Here is a 19,791-nt window from a genome sequence, read left to right as displayed (position 1 = left end):
AGCTACCTCAAGCCCCTACGCGGCAGCATCCCCTAGAATTTTTCCGAAAGACTTCTTCGCCGCCGGTGCGGCGATACATTGTTAACGGGGCATTCTGGGGCATTTTATTCATGTTGAAGCGTTTATTTGTGACAGGCACGGATACCGACGTCGGTAAAACCGTGGTTTCCCGCGGGTTGATGCAGGCGCTGGCCGCCGAAGGCCGTTCGGTGGCCGGCTACAAGCCGATCGCCGCGCGCTGCCAGGAAACCTGCGAGGGCATCCGCAATAAAGACGCTTTGGTATTGCAGGCATCTTCAACCCTGCCGCTGTCCTACGAGGAGATCAATCCCATCACCTGCCTGGATGAGGTGTTTCACGCGCATGCGACCGAGGACATCAACTATGGCGTGATGAGCAGCGGTCTGCGGGATCTGTCCGCCAAAGCCGATACGGTGGTGGTGGAAGGCAGCGGCGGTTGGCGGGTGCTGATGAACGATCTGCGGCCTTACGCCGAGTGGGTGGTGCAGGAACAGCTGCCGGTGGTGCTGGTGGTGGGCATCAAGCTGGGCTGCGTCAGCCACGCGTTGCTGACCGCACAGTCGATTATCAATGACGGCCTGCCGTTGCTGGGCTGGGTCGCCAACCGCATCAATCCGGGGTTGGCGCACTATGCCGAAACCATCGCGGCGCTGCAGCAGCGCATTTCCGCGCCGCTGCTGGGTGAGATCCCGTATCTGCCGCGCGCGGAGCAGCGCGAACTGGCGCACTATCTCGACATTTCCACGCTGCTGCGCTAGCGCGCTCAGGCCAGCAAAGGGGCCAACAAACGGGCGGAGACAAACAGCCCCAGGCCGTACACCGTATGCACCAGCAGGCTGATGATGCGGCTACGCGTCGGATTGGGGGTGTTCGCCGCCGCTACGCCAAAGCCCAACGCCGGCTGCATCACGAAGAAGGGTGCCGCCAGGCTCAGCCAGCCGCTCAGCAGCGCGACCAGCGGCGTCGGCGCGGCGTACCACACGATGCCCGCCAAGCCGAGCGGGATAAAGGCGAAGGCGACGCCGATCGCGTAGTGCAGCAGCCATCCCATCGCTTTTTCTCCCCGTCGCACCGGCGCCGCCATGATCGGAGCGTGATAAAACCGGCCGTCGAACAGGCCGATAAACCAGCGGCCAACCAGCGCGTAGTTAAGGGGCGGGATGCCCAGCACGCGCTTTTGCACGATGGCCCACAGATCGGTGCACAGCGTGGCGCCCACCCCGGCCAGCATAATCATCAGTAAAATTTCTGTCGTCATTTTCGTGCCCTTAAAGTCACTCATGGTGTAATGTGCGCACAGTGTGCAACTTAAAGTCGACTTCAAGTCAATGGCAAAAGAACTGGATATTGGCGAGGTGGCGCGTTTGAGCGGCATCGCGCCCTCGGCGCTGCGGCATTACGAGAAAAAAGGGCTGATCGCGTCGATAGGCCGCAATGGTTTACGTCGCCAATACGCCGCTGGGGTGCTGGATCAACTGAAGCTGATCGCCCTCGGGCGGCTGGCGGGATTTACGCTGGATGAGATCGCCTCGCTGTTTGACGAGCGGGGACGCATTGCCCTCGATCGCCGGCTGCTGGCGGCGCGGATTGAAGAACTGGATCGCACCCTGCGGCGTCTGGGGCAGGTGCGCGCCGGTTTGCAGCACATGGTCGATTGCCCTGAACCGGAACACCTGCAGTGCCCGCAGTTCAGGAAGCTGCTGCAGCAGGGCGAGTTTTAAGCCTCGCGTTTAGGCGGTGGCGCGGTGTGGTATACCGATACCGGCCGCAGGCCGCGCGACACGGTGGTGGCGATCACGCAGGCCAGCAGAATGCCGGGCAGCAGCGCGTATTCGCCGGTCATTTCAAACACCATCAGCGCCGCCATGATCGGCGCATGGGTGGTGGCGGCCAGCAGGGTGGCCATGCCGGTCAGCGCCAGCAGCAGCGGCACCGCCGCATCCATGCCTGGCCACAGGCCGAACAGCTGACCGATGATAGAACCGAGCGCGGCGCCGACGAACAGCGTCGGGGTGAAGACCCCGCCGGGCGCGCCCGACCCGCTGCTGGCGAGGATCGCCAACAGCTTGCATACCAGGATCGCGCCCAGCAGAAACACCCCCGGCGGCGCGATCAGCAGCGCCTGCACCACGCTGTAACCGTTGCCCCACACCTGTGGGAACAGCAGCGAAAGCAGCCCGACGATCAGGCCGCCCAGCGCCAGCTGCAACGGCGGCTTCAACCGCAGCGATCGGAACGCGCGGCCGGTGGCGGTCATCAACCACAAAAACAGCGGCCCGCCGGCGCCGGCCACCACGCCGACCAGCGCCATCAGCAGGTATTGCGTCGGCAGAGGGGCGGCGAGCGGCGTCACCAGGTAGAGCGGCGCCTGGCCGCCGTTAAGCAGGTTGGTCATCAGCAGGGCGCTCACTGCGGCGATCACCACCGGGCCGAGCGAGGCCAGCATCAGGGTGCCGAACAGGATCTCGGCGATAAACAGGCTGCCCGCCAACGGCGCATGATAGGCGCTGGCCATCCCGGCGGCGGCGGCGCAGGCCACCCACAGTTTCCATTCTTTCTCGTGCGTAAAGCGCTGGGCGAAGAGCGATCCCACCAGCGCCGCCAGCAGGATCATCGCGCCTTCACGGCCGATGGCGCTGCCGCTCGACACCACCAGCAGCGACGCCAGACACTTCACCAGACTGGCGCCGGTATCCAGCTTGCCGTTGCCGGTCTCAATCGCTTCCATATAGTCGGTGGGCGCCGCCGGACGCTGGTGACGGTAGCGCTGGTGAATATACAGCAGCAGGCCCGCCGCCAGACCGCCCAGGGCGGGCGTCAGCGCGCGTCGCCAGCCGGGCAGCGCGGCGGCGGCGGCCACCAGGCTACCGTCGGCATTGCCGAGCAGCAGCCACTCGAGGCCAATCATCGAACGGTGGAACAGCCACACCGCCAGGGCGGCGGCGACGCCGATAAACACGGCGATAAACAGGCTGCGCAGCAGGGCGCGATAGTGGTGCAGGTGGACCAATCTTTTCATGCGTGGGCGGCGTCGTGAGAAAAATCAAAGGGTCATCAGCGCATTGTGCTTGGCGCTCCGGCCGATGACCAGTGAATCTTTAGCAAACTGCGGCATAGGCGGGGCGGCGAGCGCCCCGGCGGGGGTTATTGCGGCGTCAACACCCGGCGCGTGCGGCCGGAGCTGAGGTAGTCGGCGATATAATCCTGCGAGATTTCGCCGCTGTAGCGGCCGTCTTCATCGACGATCGGCATCCAGGAGGTGTTGTGTTCGTACAGCTTGGACAGCACTACGCGCAGGTTCTCCTCCGCGCGGGCGGTGACGCGAAAGCGGTGCAGGCTGTCGGCGCACACCCCGGGCGCGCCGCGCGCCTCACGGCGTTTGACGTAGCCCAGCGGTTTGCCGTCGGCGTCCACCACCGTCACCGAACGTGCATCGATATCGTCCATCAATCCGAATGCCTCTGTCAGCGGCGTTTCCCGCCGCACCGTCACCGTCTCTTGTTGATCGGCCACGTCGCCGGCCTGCACCAGCAGCAGGCGCTTCAGCGTGCGATCCTGGCCGACAAAGGAGGCGACGAAGTCGTTCGCCGGGCGCGCCAGCAGCTCATCGGCGCTGGCGTTCTGCACGATCTTGCCCTGGCGGAACACCGCGATGCGATCGCCGAGCTTCAGCGCTTCGTCGATGTCGTGGCTGACCAGCATCACGGTCTTTTTTAGCTGGCGCTGCATGTCGAGAAACTCGTTCTGGATGGTTTCGCGGTTGATCGGGTCCACCGCGCCGAAAGGTTCATCCATCAGCAGCACCGGCGGATCGGCGGCCAGCGCGCGGATCACGCCGATGCGCTGTTGCTGCCCGCCGGACATCTCTTTCGGGTAGCGGTGCAAAAAGCGCTTGGGATCCAGCGCCACCATGCTCATCAGCTCCTCGGCGCGATCGTGGCAGCGTTTTTTGTCCCAGCCCAGCATGCGCGGCACTACGGTGATGTTCTCCTCGATGGTCATGTTGGGGAACAGACCGATTTGTTGGATGACGTAGCCGATTTTGCGGCGCAGGCTGACGGTATCCAGCGCGCTGGTGTCTTCACCGTTGATAAGAATGGTGCCGCCGGTGGGTTCGATCAGGCGGTTGATCATCTTCAGCGTGGTGGTTTTGCCGCAGCCGGAAGGGCCGAGCAGCACGCAGATTTCGCCTTCCGGCACGTCCAGATTGATGTTGTCGACGGCGTTGAACGGTGTGCCGTTCTTCTGCATGAACTGTTTGGTCAGATTTTCCAATTTAATCATGAGCGGATCCCCTTGGGCGTGAGCGCAATTTGCAAGCGGTGCAATAACCAATCGAGGACGATCGCCAGCAGGCTGATCATCACGGCGCCGGTAATCAACTGGCGGATGTCGCTGCTGCTGATGCCGTTGAGCAGCAGCAGGCCGAGGCCGCCGGCGCCGATCACCGCGGCGATCGCCATCACGCCGATATTCATCACCACGGCGGTGCGAATGCCGCCGAAAATGACCGGCAGCGCCACCGGGATCTCCACCCAGCGCAGGCGTTGCCAGAACGTCATGCCGATGCCGCGGCCGGCTTCGCGCAGCCCGCCGGGCAGGTTGTCGAGCGCGGTGTGGGTATTGCGCACGATCGGCAGCAGCGAGTAGAGGAACACCGCGGTGATCGCCGGTACGTAGCCAATGCCGTGGCCGATTAAGGAAAACAGCGGGATCATCAGCCCGAACAGGGCGATGGAGGGCACGGTCAGCACCAGCGTGGCCAGGCTCAGCACCGGCGTCGCCAGCCATTTGTGGCGGACGATCAGCACGCCGAGCGGCACGCCGATCAGGATCGCCAGGCCGACGGCGATGCCGACCAGCAGCAGGTGTTCCAGCGTCAATCCGGCGATATAGGCCCAGTTTTGCCAGGCGTAAAGTAAGGTATTCATCATGCCTCCTAAATCAGGCCGCGCTGCTTGAGGAACGCGTCGGCGACCTGTTGCGGCGTCTGGTAGTCGATATCCACCTTGGCGTTAAGCTCGGTGATCACCTGATTGTTGAACTGTTTCGACAGCGTGTTCAGCGCCGCTTCCAGCCCCGGCGTGTTTTGCAACACGTCGGCGCGCACCACCGGCGTGACCGCATAGCTCGGGAAATAGCCTTTGTCGTCTTCCAGCACCTGCAGATCGAAGCCTTTCACCCGGCCGTCGGTGGTGTACACCAGCCCGGCGTCGACGAAACCGTCGCGGATGGCGTTGTAGACCAGGCCGGGGTCCATCTGGCGGATTTGCGGGCGATCCAGCGGCATGTCGTACAGCGCCTGCATCGGTTTCAGACCGTCCGAACGGCCGGCGAACTCCAGATCCAGCCCCAGCAGCCAGTTGTGTTTCGGGTCGGTTTTACGCACCTGTTCCACTTTGGCCACCAGCTGCGACATCGTGCGGATCTGCTCTTTTTCCGCGCGCCGGCGCTGCATGGCGAAGGCATAGGTGTTGTTCATGTCCGCCGGCTGCAGCCACACCAGGCCGAGTTTGGCGTCGAGCTTTTTCACCGTGTCGTAGGTCTCCTGCGGCGACATGCGCTTATTGATGTGGTTAAAGATGATCAGCGAGGTGCCGGTGTATTCCCAGGTCATGTCGATCTGTTTGTTGATCATCGCGTTGCGGGTGATCACCGTAGCCAGATTGGTTTTGGGTTCGACCTGAAAACCTTTGGCCCGCAGGTATTGCACGGTGATCGCCGACAGAATGCGCTGTTCGGTAAAGTTCTTGCTCGCCAGCGTCAGCGGGGCGGCCCAGGCGGCCGCGCCAGTCATCAGCAAGGAGAACAGCAGCGCGTGGCGGAGTCGTTGTAACCATCGAGTCATCGCGTTTCTCCCATCAGGATGCGGTGTGCGGGCTGAGCCGGCGGCCGAGACCGGCCAGCGCCAGATCGAGCAGCAGGGCGATCAGCGCGGTGGCGGCGGCGCCGAGGATCAGCGTCGGGAAGTCGTTCAGGTAGATGCCGGGGAAGATCAGCTCGCCGTAGCTGCTGGCGCCGATCAAAAACGCCAGCGGCGCGGTGCCGACGTTAATTGCCATCGCGATGCGCACCCCGGCGAAGATCACCGGCAGGGCGTTGGGCAGTTCGACCTGGCGCAGCCGCTGTCCGGCGGTCATGCCAATACCGTTGGCGGCCTCGACCAGCGCCGGCGGCACCGAACGCAGGCCGGCATAGGTATTGCGCACGATAGGCAGCAGCGAGGCGAGGAACAACGCCACCACCGCCGGCCGGTCGCCGATGCCGATGATCACCATCGCCAGCGCCAGCACCGCCAGCGGCGGCAGGGTGTTGCCGACGTTAAAGATCTGCATCACGTGCTCCGCCCAGCGGCGGGCGAAAGGGCGGCTCAGCAGGATGCCGCTGGGAATGCCGACCAGCAACGACAGCAGCATGGAACACACCACCAGGAACATGTGCTGCTGACCGAGGTAAATCAAATCTTCCCGGCGCGACTTGAGGGTTTCCCAACCGATGCCGTAAACCAGCAGCGCGATGACGGCGATAAACAACAGGCTCCCGAGGAGCAGGCGCCGATATGGCGCTGACTTGTGCATGATGTTGCGTCCTCCGTTGCGCGGAGCGGCCGAAGAGACGGCGCATTCCGCTCTGATTGTTGCCCACGGCCCGGCGGGCGTGGCGGTACAAAACGGGCGTTTCGCATGAGGTTAGCGACATTGAGCGAAGGGTGCGTTCGGCACAGCGTGCTGAACGTAGGCTCAATACGTGAGTTAATCAGCATAAGATACTGATATTTAAACCCGAGAAAGCACGGGGCCCAAAGGCGCCGGCTAGGGAAGGTATAGCACCCTGTCGTTGACCGTGCCAAGTTTTATGAGCAAAATCAGCTGATTGAGTTTGCCCGTATTGGCGCCGCAGCCCGCGTCAGCGCTGGGATGCGCGTAAAGTGAAAAAAAATCGCGGTAAAACGTTACGCCGTAACAGTTAGTCCAAATGGTGCGATTCGCTATCGGCAACGGCGGGATGTGAGGGCGGATAGACTTGGCGCAGGTGCTTGCTGATATACTCAGGGAAAATAAAAACGCCAGGAAGCCTGCATAACGCCATGACAAATAACGTTTCACCCGCACCCATTGCCCATCGCCCGCTGATCCTGATTGCCTGCATGCTGGCGATGTTCATGTCGGCGATCGAAGCCACCATCGTCGCCACCGCCATGCCGACCATCATCGGCGATCTCGGCGGCTTCTCGCTGCTGGGCTGGGTGTTCGCGGTCTATTTGCTGGCGCAGGCGATCACCATTCCCATCTACGGCCGGCTGGCGGATCTCTACGGCCGCAAGCGGGTGTTCTTCTTCGGCGCGACGCTGTTCCTGCTGGGATCGGTGCTGTGCGGCTTCGCCCCCGACATGTATTGGCTGATCGGCTTCCGCTTATTGCAGGGATTGGGCGCCGGCGCCATCATGCCGATCGCGTCCACCATCATCGGCGACATCTACAGCGCCACCGAACGGCCGAAGGTGATGGGCTACCTGTCGAGCGTGTGGGGCGTATCGGCGATCATCGGCCCGCTGCTGGGCGCGTTTATCGTGCAACACCTGCCGTGGGCGCTGGTGTTCTGGGTCAACCTGCCGATCGGCCTGTTGGCGATGTTCTTCCTCTGGCGCTATCTGCCGGCGCATCAGCAACTGCGGCGGCACGCGCTGGATCTGGCGGGCACCGCCTGGCTGACGCTGTTCGTTTCGGCGCTGCTGCTGGCGCTGTTGCAGATGGAAAGCCTCGGATGGTGGGTGGCGCCGTTGCTGGCGCTGGCGGCGGCGTCGCTGGCGCTGTTGATACGTCAGGAGCGGCGCGCGGTCGAACCGCTGTTCCCGCTGGCGCTGTGGCAAAGCCGGGTGATCGTCGCCGGCAACATCGGCGGGCTGGTGATTGGCGCGGCGATGATGGGCATCAGCGCCTTTCTGCCCACTTTCATTCAGGGCGTGATGGGGGGCTCGCCGCTGGAGGCGGGCACCACGCTGGCGCTGATGTCGATTGGTTGGCCGTTGGCCAGCACGCTGAGCGGCCGTTTGATGCTGATGACTTCGTATCGCGCCACGGCGCTGCTGGGCGCACTGCTGTTGGTGGCAGGCGGCCTGATCCTGCTGATGTTGCAGCCGAACGGCGGTCTGCTGTGGGGCCGGGTGGCGGCGTTTATGGTCGGCGCCGGCATGGGATTGTGCAACACGACGTTTTTAGTGTCGGTGCAGAACGCGGCGCATTACAGCATTCGCGGCATTGCCACCGCCTGTACGGTGTTTACCCGCATGGTGGGCTCGGCCATCGGCACCGCGATTTTGGGCGCCACGCTGAACCTCAACCTGCAGTGGCGTTTGCCGGAAATTGACGATCCGGTGCAGCGTCTGATGGAGCCGGCGGTGCGCCAGAGCATGGGGAGTGAGGCGCTGGCGCAGCTTATCCAGCAGGTGGCGGCTTCGCTGCATTGGGTGTTCCTGGTGTCGGCGTTGGTGTCGTTGCTGGCGCTGGCGGCGGCGATGCTGATCCCCGCGCGTTGTCGGCCGCAAGGCGAAGAGGAAGAGGCGGAGCAGGCGTAAAGGAAAAGGAAAGGGCGCGGCTGTTGCGCGCCCTGGGTAGCCGATGCGGCTTACTGCGCGTTGGAGGTGTCCTGGCTGGTGCCGGTCTGCGCCGCGTCACCACTATCGTCGCCATTGTTCAGGCGGGTATAAACGATCTTCTGGGTGTCGTTTTCGCAGTGGCCGACCACCTGGCCGCCCGCTTGATCGGCCTGATCGTTAGGCACGATCTCCAGTTTGAAGCCGGACTCCGGAACGCCGTTATTGACGATTTTTTGCGAAATGTCCGCTTTCACGCTTTCACAGGAGGCCAGGGCCGCCAATGGGGCGCCGGCCAGCAATACAGCGGTTAATATCAGCGTTTTCTTCATCACGTCATCCTTTTAGACAATGAACTTCCTGTAACAGGATAGCAGCAACGGCGGCCGGGTTTCACGCATGCCCGCCCGCCGCAGGCGGATTAAGGATTAATCCGACGCCCGGTCTGGCGATCCAGGCATTTACGGGTGTCCGGTTCCCAGTAGGCGTTGACGTTGTTGCTGTCGTTGCAGCGGTCTTCGTCATCCGCCGCGCGATCGGCCTTGTCGAACTCTTTCTCGACGCGGGTGTTGACCTTGTGGCGCAGGGATTTGGTATCATTCCACTGCTCTTTGCTTTGGCGCGCTTCTTCGGTGCTCATCGCGCCGCTGCCTTTGCCATCGACGGTGACGCAGGTGCTGCCCTGCGTGCAGGTGGCGGCCAGCGCCGGCGCCTGCCAGGCGCCCATGACGGCCAGCATGGCGACCGGCAGCATCCCGCGCAGCAGTCGTTGGGTCGAAAATGTTTTCATCGTTTCATCCTTATGAGTGAGTGCGCCTGATGATGGCGGCACTGGCGTTACCTCGCCCGCAGGCGTGGTGATAAATATACCACCGCGCTCCTGGAATTCACCAGCCAAGCGCCGATTCGTTTACTTTATCGAGAGAAAACTGCGACTGATGTTAAAAACTACGCTGTTGTTTTTCGCCACCGCCCTGGCTGAAATTATCGGCTGTTTCCTGCCTTACCTGTGGCTCAAGAAGCAGGGCAGCGCCTGGCTGCTGCTGCCGGCGGCATTGAGCCTGATGCTGTTTGTCTGGCTGTTGACGCTGCATCCGGCGGCCAGCGGGCGGGTCTATGCGGCCTACGGCGGTGTGTATGTGGCGACCGCGCTGCTGTGGCTGCGGGTGGTGGACGGGGTCAAGCTGTCTGCGCTGGATTGGGTCGGCGCCGGCGTGGCGCTGGCGGGCATGCTGATTATCGTTTCCGGCTGGCGCGCGGCCTGAGGAAACGCGGCGGGAGTTGCCTCCCGCCGTCGCGGCTCAGGCGCCGCGGTGGATGTTCAGCCCGGCGAAGGACTGGCTGACCGGCATCATTTCCAGCGTGTTGATGTTGACGCGCGCCGGCAACGTCGCGACCCAGAACACCGACTCGGCGATGTCTTCCGGCGTCAGCGCATCGGCGCCTTCGTAGGTTTTGTTGACCTTGCCGTCATCGCCCTTGAATCGCACGTTGGAGAATTCGGTGCCGCCCACCAGGCCCGGCTCGATATCGGTCACGCGAATGCGCGTGCCGTGCAGATCGGCGCGCAGGCCCAGGCTGAACTGTTTGACGAACGCCTTGGTGGCGCCGTACACGTTGCCGCCGGCGTAAGGCCAGTTGGCGGCGGTGGAGCCGATGTTGATCACATGGCCGACGTTGCGCTCGACCATGGCCGGCAACAGCGCGCGCGTCATGTTCACCAGCCCCTTGGCGTTGGTGTCGATCATGGTTTCCCAGTCATCGGCGTTGGCCTTGTGCGCCGGCTCCAGCCCCAACGCCAGCCCGGCGTTGTTCACCAGCACGTCAATCTGACGCAGCTCGGCCGGCAGTGCCTCGATCGCCTGTTGAATGGCGGCGCGGTTGCGCACGTCGAGCCGCACGATGTGCAGCGCTTGGCCGAGTTCTTCCTGCAGCTCTTCAAGACGCTCAAGGCGGCGCCCGGCGGCGATCACCTGGTGGCCTTCACGGATAAAACGGCGCGCAATGGCCTCGCCGAAACCGGAGGTGGCGCCGGTAACAAAAATAATCATGTTGCTGTTCCTCAACTGTTTTTACCCTACATGCCTCTATCATTAGCACAAACCCGCAGGCAGTGGCAGCGGTTATCACGGCGGAAAGCAAAAAAGGTCACACCGGGCCGGCGGCCCGATGCTGATTAGCGCTGAGGCGGCAGGTGGTAGACCACGGCGTCATACTTGATGCGCTCGCAACGGCCGGCCAGCACGCCGCCCAGCGACTCGACGAGGCGGCGGCTGGCGGTATTCTGCTCGGCCACCGGGTAGAGAAAGTGCGGCGGCTGAAAGCGCTCGCTGGCCCAGCGCGCGATGCCCTGCACGATTTCGCGGCCGTAGCCCTGACCATGCAGGCTCTCTTTTACCCAGATGCCCAGCTCCGGGGTGTGGCTGCGCAAATTATGCGCGCCGCCGACCCCGACGAACTGCCGGTCTTCGCGCCGACGGGCGACGAAGATCACTTCTTCACCTTCGCGCATCAACGGCAGCCAGCCTTGCCAGACGTTGGCGAAATCCTCCGGCGACGCCTCCGGTTCAAAGGTCATAAAGCGCGTCAGAGTGGGGGTGATCGCCTGGTAAACATCGTCGGCGTCTGCTGCGGTAAAGGGGGCAATCAACAAACGGTCGGTGTCAACGCGGCACTGAGAAAGGTCATTGTGATTCATCTTATTCCCTCGCTTTTCAGGCCATAACGGCAAAAAATCCGCACCGGTAAATCGGGGCGGATCGTTGATATTACGCGCATTGGCGGCAGAAGCGACTTATTTTTCGCCGCTGCGGCGGCGCGGAGGAACGGCTTTATGTGACGTCGTCACGTTGATGGGAAAGACGGCGGGCACGGTTAACCGCGCCCGCCGTTGAGGATCAGAACTTCACCGAACCTTGCAGATAAATCGTGCGCGGCTGGCCGATGTACAGACCCTTGTTGTTGTCGTCATAGGCGCGGGTGAAATACGCGTGGTTGAACAGGTTTTTCACGCCGACGCCCAGATTCAGGCCGGCCATTTCCGGGCCGAAATCATAGGCGGCGCGCACGCCCCACAGCATATAGCCGGGAATGCGGCCGGTGCTGCCGTCGGCGCTTTCCGCCACGGTGTTGGCGTTGTCGGCGAACTGGCTGGACTGGAACTCGCCGTTAAGATTAAACGCCCAGTTGCCCGGCGTGTAGTCCAGCCCCATCGTGCCTTTATGCTTCGGCGAGAACGGCACCTGGTTGCCCTTGTAGCCGCCGTCTTCACGGATGGTGGCGTTGACGTAGGCGTAGCTGGCGTAGGCGGTCAGGTCGTCCAGTTTCGGCGTCAGCTGCGACAGATCGTAACGCAGGCTGCCTTCCAGCCCGGCATGGCGGGTTTTGCCGCGCGCGGTCACGCTGTCGGTCACCTGGTTGGAGTCGTACTGGTTGTTGAAGTTGATCAGGAACAGCCCGATCTCGCCGGTCAGCGCATCGCCGGCGTAGCGGGTGCCCAGCTCCCAGGTGCGCGCCTTCTCCGGTTCGATCTTGCCGCTGTCCACCGCTTTGCCCATCTGGCTGTATTGCACGGTGCCGAAGGAGCCTTCGGTGTTGGCGTACAGGTTCCAGTATTCGTTCAGGTGATACATCACGTTCAACGCCGGCAGCGGCGCGTTATAGCTGACGTCGAGGCGGTTGTTCTTGATGTAGTTGTTCTGATACGACTTGATGTACTCGTAGCGCATGCCCGGCGTGAGGGTCCAGTCGCCGATGTCGATGCGATCGTCGATATAGAAGGCGTGCGCCTCGGTACCGGACTGGGTGTCGCGATCGTACGGGCTGGCGGTGGACGGCAGCCTGCCGGTACTGGCTTTGCTGGTGTAGCGCAGTTCGTGGGTGGATTCGCTGACGTAGCGATAACCGACGCCGACCTCATGCGCCGAGTCGCCCCAGCGGAAGCTCTGGCTGTAGCGCGGTTCCACGCCGCGCACCCAGTATTCGCGCGGCGACAGCGTCAGGTTTTTACCCTGATCCAGATAGCCGCTGCGCAGGGTATAGGTGTAGAAGCTCTGCACGTCGAACTTGTGCTGCCGATCCGGCTGATACTGGTAGCCGAAGTTCGCCAACTGGCGGCGGCCCCAGAACTTGTCGTACGGGCGCGTCGACTGGAACGGGTTGGCGTTGTAGTCCGCCCGGCTCAGGCCGCCCGGCATCTCCGCTTCGCCTTCGTAGTATTGCAGCAGGCTGTTGAAGGTGTGCACCTCGTTCGGCGCGTAACGGCTTTTCAGCATCACGTCGTCGATTTTGGTCGCACTGTGCTCGCGCCAGTCGCTGCCGCGGGTGCCGGAGTAAAGCAGCGCCGCGCCGAAGCCGTTGTCGGCGGTGCCGCCGATCATCAGGTTGCCGGTGCCTTTCGGGTGATCCTGGCGCGAGGTCGGGCTGAGCTGCCCCTGCATGCCGGCCGCCATGCCGAAGGTTTTCGGGATGGCGCGGGTGACGAAGTTAACCACGCCGCCGACGCTCTGTGGCCCGTAGCGCACCGCGCCGCCGCCGCGCACCACGTCGATCGCATCCATATTGCCGAGCGAGATAGGCGCCAGCGACAGCTGCGGCTGGCCGTAAGGGGCGAAGGGTACCGGGATGCCGTCCATCAACACGGTGGAGCGGCTGGCGAGGCGTGGGTTGAGGCCGCGAATGCCGAAGTTCAGCGCCATGTCATGGCTGCCGGTGCCGTTGTTCTCCGGCGCCACCACGCCCGGCACGCGGTTCAACGCTTCGCGCACGGTGGTGGTGCCGGTTTTGACGAACTCTTCGCGGCGCACGACGTCGCGCGCGCCGGGGTGTTCGAACACGTCGATCTGGCGGCCTTCCGCCAGCCAGTCGCCGACCACGGTGATGTCCTCTTCTTTCTGCGGCTGCGGCAGTTTGGCCAGCGTGTAGCCGTTATTGCCGAGCGCTTTAGCCTGCAGGCCGCTGCCTGCCAGCAGGGCGTTCAGGCCGTCATCGACGCCGTAGCTGCCGCTCAGGCCCGGCGAACGTTTGCCGGCGGTCAACGCGCCGTCCACCGAGAGCGCGATGCCGGCGCGAGCGGCGAAAGCGTTCAGCGCGCCGTCCAGCTCACCGGCCGGAATGTGATAGGTGGCAGCGGCGCTGGCGGCGCTCGCCGTCAGCGGTGCGGCGAAGACCAGGCCAATGGCCACGGCCAGCGGCGTGGCCCGTTTTCCCCAAAGCGAAGCCGGCGCTCCCTTTCCCCAAGCGTTGTTCATACCTTCTCCTGAATCATTTTTTATTTATTGCTGCAGTGTTTTCCTGGGAGTCGGATGAGCAAAGCAAAAGGGACAATCAAGAATGCGATTTTTTATCATTTTCATTTAAAAAATTCAGGCGGGGACGATTTGCAGCCAATAGCGGGTAAAGCTCTGCAGGCGAACCGGCAGCGTCTGGCTGAGCAGGGCGAGGGCGCGATCGGTATCGTTGAGCGGGAAACTGCCGCTGACGCGCAGGCCGGCAACGGCCGGATCGCAACTCAGGTGGCCGCGCCGGTAGCGCGCCAGTTCGGCGATCACCCGGTCCAGCCGCCACTGGCTGACGCTCAGCACGCCGCGCAGCCAGCCGTCCTCCTGCACGGCGGGGTGTTTGTCGCCGAAGGCCGTCGCGCTGAAGCTGATCTGTTCACCGGCGTTCACCCGGCGCTGTTGTTGCGCGTTTTGCGCCAGCTGCGCCTCGACCGCATGCTCCAGCACTGTCAGGCGCGTTTCGCCGTCGCTCTCGCGCACCAAAAAACGGGTGCCGAGCGCGCGCATCGCCCCCTGCGGGCTTTGCACCCACAGCGGCCGGGGATCGCGTCCGGTAACCAGGCTGATTTCCCCGGCGTGCAGGCGGATCAGCCGTTGGCGATCGTCGTAATGCACGTCCACCGCGCTGGCGGTGTTCAGCACCAGCTGGGTGCCGTCGCTTAACACAATGGGTTTGATTTCACCGGTGGCGGTGCGGTAGTCGGCGCGCAGCTCCCGGCCGAGCGGCGACTGGTAAAGGAGGCCGCCGCCGCCCACGCCGAGTAACAGCAGCAGGCTTTTCAGTAGGGTGCGGCGGTCGATCGCGGATTGGCGGCCGGCGCGATCGAGCGCGCGATAGCTGAATTTGCCCGGCACGCCCTGCAGCTGGCTCTGCAACGCTTCGACGCGCTGCCAGGCCCAGCGGTGATCGTCATGCTGCTGGTGCCAGGCTTGCCACTGTTGGCGCTGGCGTTCGGTGACGCGCTCGTCGCACAGCAGGGCATACCAGTGTGCGGCCATTTTCAGCGCCTGGCGCTGCTCGGGGGTGATGGCGTTGCTCATGAATAAACGTCGTTTTCGAGGCTGAACAGCAGGCAATGCTCGGTGGCTTTGGCCATGTATTTTTTAACCGAGCTGACCGAAACGCCGAGGCGCGCGGCGATGTCCGCATAGCCCAGGCCTTCGAGCTGCGACAACAGAAAGGCCTGTTTTACCTTCGGCCCCAGGCCGTCGAGCATGGCGTCGATCTGCTGCAGGCTGTCCAGCAGGCTCTGGCGCTGCTCCGGCGACGGGGCGTAGCCTTCTGGGATCAGCGCCAGCATCTCCAGATAGGCGCGCTCCAGCGTTCTGCGGCGGAACAGATCGACCATCACCCGCTTGGCGACGGTGACCAGAAAATCTTTCGGCTCGCGCAGGGTCGCCGCGGCGTCGCCTTTCAGCAGGCGCATAAAGGTGTCCTGCGCCACATCGTCCGCATCGAACGCGCAGCCCAAGCGCCGGCGCAGCCATCCCTGCAACCAGGCGTGATGGGTGGCGTAGAGGCGCGACAGCGCGGCGTGCGGGGCAGAAGCGGTGGCGGACATGATTTTCGCATTGCTGGTCAAAAAGATGCGCGGATGATAATTGAGAATAGTTATCGTTTCAAGTTTGGCGGTTGTCCTCAGGCCGAGATTCAACCCCCAGGCGCGGTGTTGAAATAAGCCGTACGCCGTGAAGATATTCGCTTGCCCATTCAAGGTGCAGCGGCGCGGTGTTATTTTGGCAGGCAAACGGTTGCTATTGATCTGCCGGCGAAGCGCGACGTTTGCTTTATTCTTTTTTGCCGGTTAACTCCCCTTGGTTAATTAATATCACTTTGTTCTTTAAGGGATAATGTATTTTACGCCGTCAGCTGGCACGCGGCTTGCTATGCTTAAGCCGGTCTTGGCGTTTGGGCGACAAAGGCATTGTTTCATCGGCGCAGGTTATTACGCGGGTGAGGTGGGCCGGTCGCGACAAGGAAGAAAATAATGGCACTGCAATTCACCACGGCTATTCGTGGCAATTTTTTTGATATCTCAGCCTGTGTAGAGGCGCCGCAACAGCTTGAGGAACGCTTGCGGCATATTCCCGACGGTTTACTGCTGCTGAACGACGGCGTCATCGTCTGGTTCGGCAGCTGGCGGCAGGGCGAGGCGCTGCTGCCGCCGGGTTTCACGGTCACGGAGTATCGCGACAAACTGATCGTGCCGGGGTTTATCGACACCCACATCCACTATCCGCAAACCGAAATGATTGGCGCCTATGGCGATCAACTGCTGGACTGGTTAAACAATTACACCTTCCCGACCGAAAGCCGTTACGACTGTGAGCAGCACGCCGACGCGATGTCGGCCTTCTTTCTGCGGGAGTTGCTGAGTAACGGCACCACCACCGCGCTGGTGTTCGGCACCGTGCATCCGCGGTCGGTCGATGCGCTGTTCAGCCAGGCGGCAGCGATGAACATGCGCCTGATCGCCGGCAAGGTGATGATGGATCGCCATGCGCCGGAGGCGCTGCTGGAAACGCCGGCGCAGAGTTACCGCCAGACGCGCGAACTGATCGAACGTTGGCACGGCAAAGGCCGCCTCGGTTACGCCATTACACCGCGCTTTGCGCCCACCAGTACGCCGGCGCTGCTGGCGCAGGTGCAGCGGCTGCGTGAAGAATATCCCGACGTTTGGCTGCAGACGCACCTGAGCGAGAACCCGCAGGAAGTGGCCTGGGTAAAAGCGCTGTTCCCGCAGCACCGCAGCTATCTGGATGTTTACCACCGCTACGGCATGACCGGCGATAAAAGCGTATTCGCCCATTGCCTGCATCTGGAGGAGCAGGAGTGGGACTGCCTGTGCGAGACCCGCTCGGCAATCGCCTTTTGTCCCACCTCCAACCTGTTTCTCGGCAGCGGGCTGTTTGACCTGCAGCAGGCCTGGCGCAAGCGGGTGAAGCTCGGCATCGGCACCGACGTGGGGGCCGGCACCACCTTCAATATGCTGCGCACGTTAGGCGAGGCGTACAAGGTCGGCCAGCTGCAGCATTACCGGCTCTCCGCCGTAGAAGCGTTCTATCATGCCACCCTGGGCGGCGCCCGCGCGCTGGCGCTGGACGACAAAATCGGCAACTTCAACGTCGGCAAAGAGGCGGATTTCGTGGTGCTAGATCCGGCGGTGACGCCGCTGCAGCAGCTGCGCTACGCCAACAGCGCCACGTCTGCGGAGCAAGGGTTCGTACTGATGACCCTGGGAGACGATCGTAACATTTATCGCACCTATGTGAATGGTAAGGTGGTTTATGAGGCGTCGCGCTGACGCAGCCGCGCCTGCAGCCAAACGCTGAGCGGCGCGACGGCGATGGCGCTCAGCGCACACAGCCATAACAGACGTTGCAAACTGAGCGGGGTGAGGCCGCCGCTCAGCAGCGTGGAGGAGAGCAAGAAGGCCACCGTGGCGCTCAGGTGTATCAGGGCGGTTTGCAGCGTGCCGAAGGCGGCGCGTTGCCGATTGTCCGGCCAGCGCATGCTCAGGGAAGAGATCGCCACCAGCCGCGCATAGGCCGCCGCGAGAAACGCGACCATGAACAGTTCACCGCGATCGCCACCGCGCGCCGCCATCCACAGGCTGCCCAGCAGCAACAGAGTGGCGCCCACCGTCAGCGTCACGGCGCCAACGCGTTGCAACCAGCGGCCCGCCAGCACGGTCGCCAGATAGCCGGCCACGCCGCCGATGAGAAACAGCCAGGACAAATGCGCGTCTGCCACCTGTAGCCGCTGGGTGAGCAGCGGCGCCAGCACCGGGATCAGCAGCATCGGGCTGAACTGTGTCAGGCCGGCGGCGGAGGCGAACAGCAACAGCCGGCGATCGAGCGTGACGGGCGCGGCAGCCTGTGACTGCGGCGCATCCTTGGGAACAAACAGCGCCACCAATACGGCCGCCAGCAGACACAGTCCGCCGATAGCCGCCAGCGCGGCGCGCCAGCTTGCCACTTCGCACAGGTACAGCATGCCCGGCATGCCGACAATGCTCACCAACGAAAAGGACGCGATCACCGTCGCCAGCATTCGGCCGTGCAGCGCGGCAGGCGCGGCGTTGAGCAGCAGGCCGATCCCGACGCCCATCGTAGTGCCGCCCAACAGCCCGGCCAGCAGCCGCAGCGCCAACAACCAGTAAAACTGCTGGGTTGTGGCGATCAATAAGGTGGTCACGCCCAGCAGCGTGACGTTGAGCATCAGAAAGCGCCGCTTCTCAACGCCGCCGATCCAGAAAAATGCGCCGATGCCGGAAATCACCGCCGCCAGCGTATAGGCCGCGCTGACATAGCCGGCGAAGCTGACGGGCACGGAAAAATCGCCGGCCATGTAGATGAATATCGGGTTGAATACCATGTATTCCAGGGCATTGGTGAACTGAATAAAGGCGATGACCAGCGCTATCGCCGTCAGCTTTCTCGCGGGTGTCATAAGCATCCATGGGTTGCAGAGTCAGGCCGGCAGTGTAGCGCTTGGCGTTGATCGGGATTAGATGGTAGAAATGGCATGGTTTGTTATCAAATCAGGGATAATCATGCGCGATAAATTGGATTTAAACCTGTTACGCATTTTCGTGGCGGTGGTGGAGCAAGGCAGCTTCGTCGGGGCGGCGCGGGCGCTGGCGATGCCAACCTCCAACGTCAGCCGCTATATCTCTCAGCTGGAGCGCCAGCTTGAGCAGCGGTTGATCGAACGCAGCACCCGCTCGATGCGGCTGACGCCGAACGGCCAGTTGCTGCATGAACGCACCCAGCCGCTGCTGGCGTCGCTGGAACACACCGCGCAAACCCTCAGCGAGCGGCAGCAACAGCTGCGCGGGCCGCTGCGCCTGTGCGTGCCCAATGAAGTTGGGCCATACCTGTTGGGCGAGCCGCTGGCGGCGTTCGCCCTGCAGCATCCGCAGATCGAAATCAGCTGCGTAACCAACCTGGCGGGTATGACGTCGCTGCTCGACGATGTCGATCTGGCGGTGATGATCAGCCGGGGCATGCTGGACGACAGCGACTATGTCGCGCAGCCGCTGGCGTCTTTCCCCTGCATCGTGGTGGCCGCCCCGGCGCTGCTGGCGCAGTGGCCGCCGTCGTCGGAGATTGAGCAATTCACGCAATCGCCCTGTATCAGCACGGTGGATGCGCTGAAGGGGATGCCATGGCAGTTCGTCCGCCCGGACGGCAAGTTCGTTACCGTCCCGGTCAATGCGCGCTATCGCGTCAACAGCGGGGAGATGGCGCTGAAGGCGGCCTTGGCCGGCGTGGGGTTCGCCATGCTTTCCGAGCTCGGCTGCCGGCCGTTTCTGGCCGACCGGCGATTGGTTGAGGTGCCGCTGACGTTGCCGCCGGCGCCACTGCAGCTGTATGCCGTTTACCCCGGCCGCCGTTATCTGCCGGCCAAAACGCGCGCGCTGCTGACCTTTCTGATACAGCAGGTCGGCGAGGTGGCTCACGTCTAATCACTTGTTTTTGCTCAAACTGCCAACTGCCCTAAGCTAGGAGGTGACTCAGAGGGAGCCATTCCCCGAGACCTTATTCCGTGAACATGGAGGCGTTTCGATTTGATGCGTTTATCCACATTGCTGCTCGATCCGGCGGTTACGCCGCTGCATATTACATATGGCGAGAGATAGAATGAATAGCGTTATTTGATTAGGAGGCTCTTTATTGGTTTTTTATCGATATGCATAGTGATATACGGCTATGTGGCTGGGTAAGTGCGTAAAAAACATTGCATTTCTTCGGAACGCCCGATATCATAATGAGAATAATTATCTTTACGATATCGCTAATTAAAAACAACAGACCTGTTTTAATCTCTGCTGCTGTTTTTCGATATGCTTCCGCATTTTACGAGCCAAGGCTGGCTTGAATTTTATTTCTGGA

General features: G+C 62.6%; 20 protein-coding genes. 6 read left to right on the top strand and 14 right to left on the bottom strand.

Features of this window, described 5'->3' with window-relative positions; all coding sequences use genetic code 11:
• The first annotated feature begins 110 nt into the window (after positions 1 to 110).
• Positions 111 to 779: a dethiobiotin synthase gene (gene bioD, locus ACMGGK_RS12050; protein WP_049298955.1), complete on the top strand. Its 669-nt coding sequence runs from the start codon at positions 111 to 113 to the stop codon at positions 777 to 779.
• A 5-nt stretch (positions 780 to 784) separates the two neighbouring features.
• Here bioD and ACMGGK_RS12045 read toward each other — a convergent pair whose 3' ends face one another.
• Entirely contained in the window at positions 785 to 1,279 is a 495-nt protein-coding gene (locus tag ACMGGK_RS12045) for a DUF2938 family protein (RefSeq protein WP_049298957.1), read from the bottom strand.
• 70 nt (positions 1,280 to 1,349) lie between these two features.
• Here ACMGGK_RS12045 and ACMGGK_RS12040 point away from each other — a divergent pair, with 70 nt between their 5' ends.
• Positions 1,350 to 1,742 carry a helix-turn-helix domain-containing protein gene (locus tag ACMGGK_RS12040; RefSeq protein ID WP_016927863.1) on the top strand — a complete coding sequence of 131 codons (393 nt, stop codon included), beginning with the start codon at positions 1,350 to 1,352 and terminating at the stop codon, positions 1,740 to 1,742.
• Here ACMGGK_RS12040 and clcB read toward each other — a convergent pair.
• From clcB to ACMGGK_RS12015, 5 genes are all read right to left on the bottom strand, one after another.
• Positions 1,739 to 3,040, bottom strand: coding sequence for a voltage-gated ClC-type chloride channel ClcB (gene clcB, locus ACMGGK_RS12035; protein WP_176063259.1), 1,302 nt, complete (start codon positions 3,038 to 3,040; stop codon positions 1,739 to 1,741). The two genes, ACMGGK_RS12040 and clcB, sit on opposite strands and share 4 nt — an antisense overlap.
• Positions 3,041 to 3,165: 125 nt before the next feature.
• Positions 3,166 to 4,305 carry an osmoprotectant ABC transporter ATP-binding protein OsmV gene (osmV, locus tag ACMGGK_RS12030; protein WP_021505258.1) on the bottom strand — a complete coding sequence of 380 codons (1,140 nt, stop codon included), beginning with the start codon at positions 4,303 to 4,305 and terminating at the stop codon, positions 3,166 to 3,168.
• Positions 4,302 to 4,952 carry an osmoprotectant ABC transporter permease OsmW gene (osmW, locus tag ACMGGK_RS12025; RefSeq protein ID WP_004938544.1) on the bottom strand — a complete coding sequence of 217 codons (651 nt, stop codon included), beginning with the start codon at positions 4,950 to 4,952 and terminating at the stop codon, positions 4,302 to 4,304. Before osmW ends, osmV begins: the two co-directional genes overlap by 4 nt.
• Positions 4,953 to 4,960: 8 nt before the next feature.
• The gene (locus ACMGGK_RS12020) at positions 4,961 to 5,818 is read right to left on the bottom strand and encodes a glycine betaine ABC transporter substrate-binding protein (RefSeq protein ID WP_227944616.1); all 858 of its coding nucleotides are present in this window, start codon (positions 5,816 to 5,818) and stop codon (positions 4,961 to 4,963) included.
• Between the two features lie 64 nt (positions 5,819 to 5,882).
• Complete coding sequence (locus tag ACMGGK_RS12015; protein ID WP_004938551.1) at positions 5,883 to 6,599, bottom strand: ABC transporter permease; 717 nt, start codon at positions 6,597 to 6,599, stop codon at positions 5,883 to 5,885.
• A gap of 509 nt (positions 6,600 to 7,108) precedes the next feature.
• On the opposite strand from ACMGGK_RS12015, the gene ACMGGK_RS12010 reads away from it, so the two are divergent.
• Complete coding sequence (locus tag ACMGGK_RS12010) at positions 7,109 to 8,596, top strand: MDR family MFS transporter (RefSeq protein ID WP_016927859.1); 1,488 nt, start codon at positions 7,109 to 7,111, stop codon at positions 8,594 to 8,596.
• 50 nt (positions 8,597 to 8,646) lie between these two features.
• On the opposite strand, the gene ACMGGK_RS12005 is transcribed toward ACMGGK_RS12010, so the two are convergent.
• Both ACMGGK_RS12005 and ACMGGK_RS12000 read right to left on the bottom strand, forming a co-directional pair.
• Positions 8,647 to 8,946: a DUF1161 domain-containing protein gene (locus tag ACMGGK_RS12005; RefSeq protein ID WP_004938557.1), complete on the bottom strand. Its 300-nt coding sequence runs from the start codon at positions 8,944 to 8,946 to the stop codon at positions 8,647 to 8,649.
• A gap of 89 nt (positions 8,947 to 9,035) precedes the next feature.
• The gene (locus ACMGGK_RS12000) at positions 9,036 to 9,404 is read right to left on the bottom strand and encodes a DUF1283 family protein (RefSeq protein WP_004938560.1); all 369 of its coding nucleotides are present in this window, start codon (positions 9,402 to 9,404) and stop codon (positions 9,036 to 9,038) included.
• Positions 9,405 to 9,552: 148 nt separating this feature from the next.
• Between ACMGGK_RS12000 and ACMGGK_RS11995 the strand changes: the two genes are divergently transcribed.
• Positions 9,553 to 9,879, top strand: a complete 327-nt coding sequence (locus ACMGGK_RS11995; protein WP_004938563.1) for a YnfA family protein — start codon at positions 9,553 to 9,555, stop codon at positions 9,877 to 9,879.
• 36 nt (positions 9,880 to 9,915) lie between these two features.
• On the opposite strand, the gene ydfG is transcribed toward ACMGGK_RS11995, so the two are convergent.
• The 5 genes from ydfG to fecI form a co-directional block, all read right to left on the bottom strand.
• Positions 9,916 to 10,665: a bifunctional NADP-dependent 3-hydroxy acid dehydrogenase/3-hydroxypropionate dehydrogenase YdfG gene (gene ydfG, locus ACMGGK_RS11990; protein WP_016927858.1), complete on the bottom strand. Its 750-nt coding sequence runs from the start codon at positions 10,663 to 10,665 to the stop codon at positions 9,916 to 9,918.
• Positions 10,666 to 10,790: 125 nt separating this feature from the next.
• A complete protein-coding gene (locus ACMGGK_RS11985) occupies positions 10,791 to 11,312 on the bottom strand; it encodes a GNAT family N-acetyltransferase (protein WP_004938571.1) in 522 nt (173 codons plus the stop codon).
• Positions 11,313 to 11,511: 199 nt separating this feature from the next.
• Positions 11,512 to 13,863 carry a TonB-dependent Fe(3+) dicitrate receptor FecA gene (fecA, locus tag ACMGGK_RS11980; protein ID WP_079451285.1) on the bottom strand — a complete coding sequence of 784 codons (2,352 nt, stop codon included), beginning with the start codon at positions 13,861 to 13,863 and terminating at the stop codon, positions 11,512 to 11,514.
• Between the two features lie 114 nt (positions 13,864 to 13,977).
• Positions 13,978 to 14,934 (bottom strand): ferric citrate uptake sigma factor regulator FecR, encoded by a 957-nt coding sequence (gene fecR, locus ACMGGK_RS11975; RefSeq protein ID WP_049298962.1) that lies wholly within the window; start codon positions 14,932 to 14,934, stop codon positions 13,978 to 13,980.
• Complete coding sequence (fecI, locus tag ACMGGK_RS11970) at positions 14,931 to 15,455, bottom strand: ferric citrate uptake sigma factor FecI (protein WP_033640439.1); 525 nt, start codon at positions 15,453 to 15,455, stop codon at positions 14,931 to 14,933. The genes fecR and fecI overlap by 4 nt, the downstream gene beginning before the upstream one ends.
• Positions 15,456 to 15,881: 426 nt before the next feature.
• Here fecI and guaD point away from each other — a divergent pair, with 426 nt between their 5' ends.
• Entirely contained in the window at positions 15,882 to 17,198 is a 1,317-nt protein-coding gene (gene guaD, locus ACMGGK_RS11965) for a guanine deaminase (protein WP_123867601.1), read from the top strand.
• Here guaD and ACMGGK_RS11960 read toward each other — a convergent pair.
• Entirely contained in the window at positions 17,180 to 18,346 is a 1,167-nt protein-coding gene (locus ACMGGK_RS11960; RefSeq protein ID WP_197834756.1) for an MFS transporter, read from the bottom strand. The genes guaD and ACMGGK_RS11960 overlap by 19 nt on opposite strands.
• A gap of 103 nt (positions 18,347 to 18,449) precedes the next feature.
• On the opposite strand from ACMGGK_RS11960, the gene ACMGGK_RS11955 reads away from it, so the two are divergent.
• Positions 18,450 to 19,364 (top strand): LysR family transcriptional regulator, encoded by a 915-nt coding sequence (locus ACMGGK_RS11955; RefSeq protein ID WP_420276924.1) that lies wholly within the window; start codon positions 18,450 to 18,452, stop codon positions 19,362 to 19,364.
• Positions 19,365 to 19,791: the final 427 nt, after the last annotated feature.

Source organism: Serratia sp. BNK-33-b, from assembly GCF_048684565.1.
Taxonomy (GTDB): domain Bacteria; phylum Pseudomonadota; class Gammaproteobacteria; order Enterobacterales; family Enterobacteriaceae; genus Serratia; species Serratia marcescens.
Note: the sequence above shows the minus strand (reverse complement) of the source record. Positions and strands in the feature narration are given on the sequence as shown.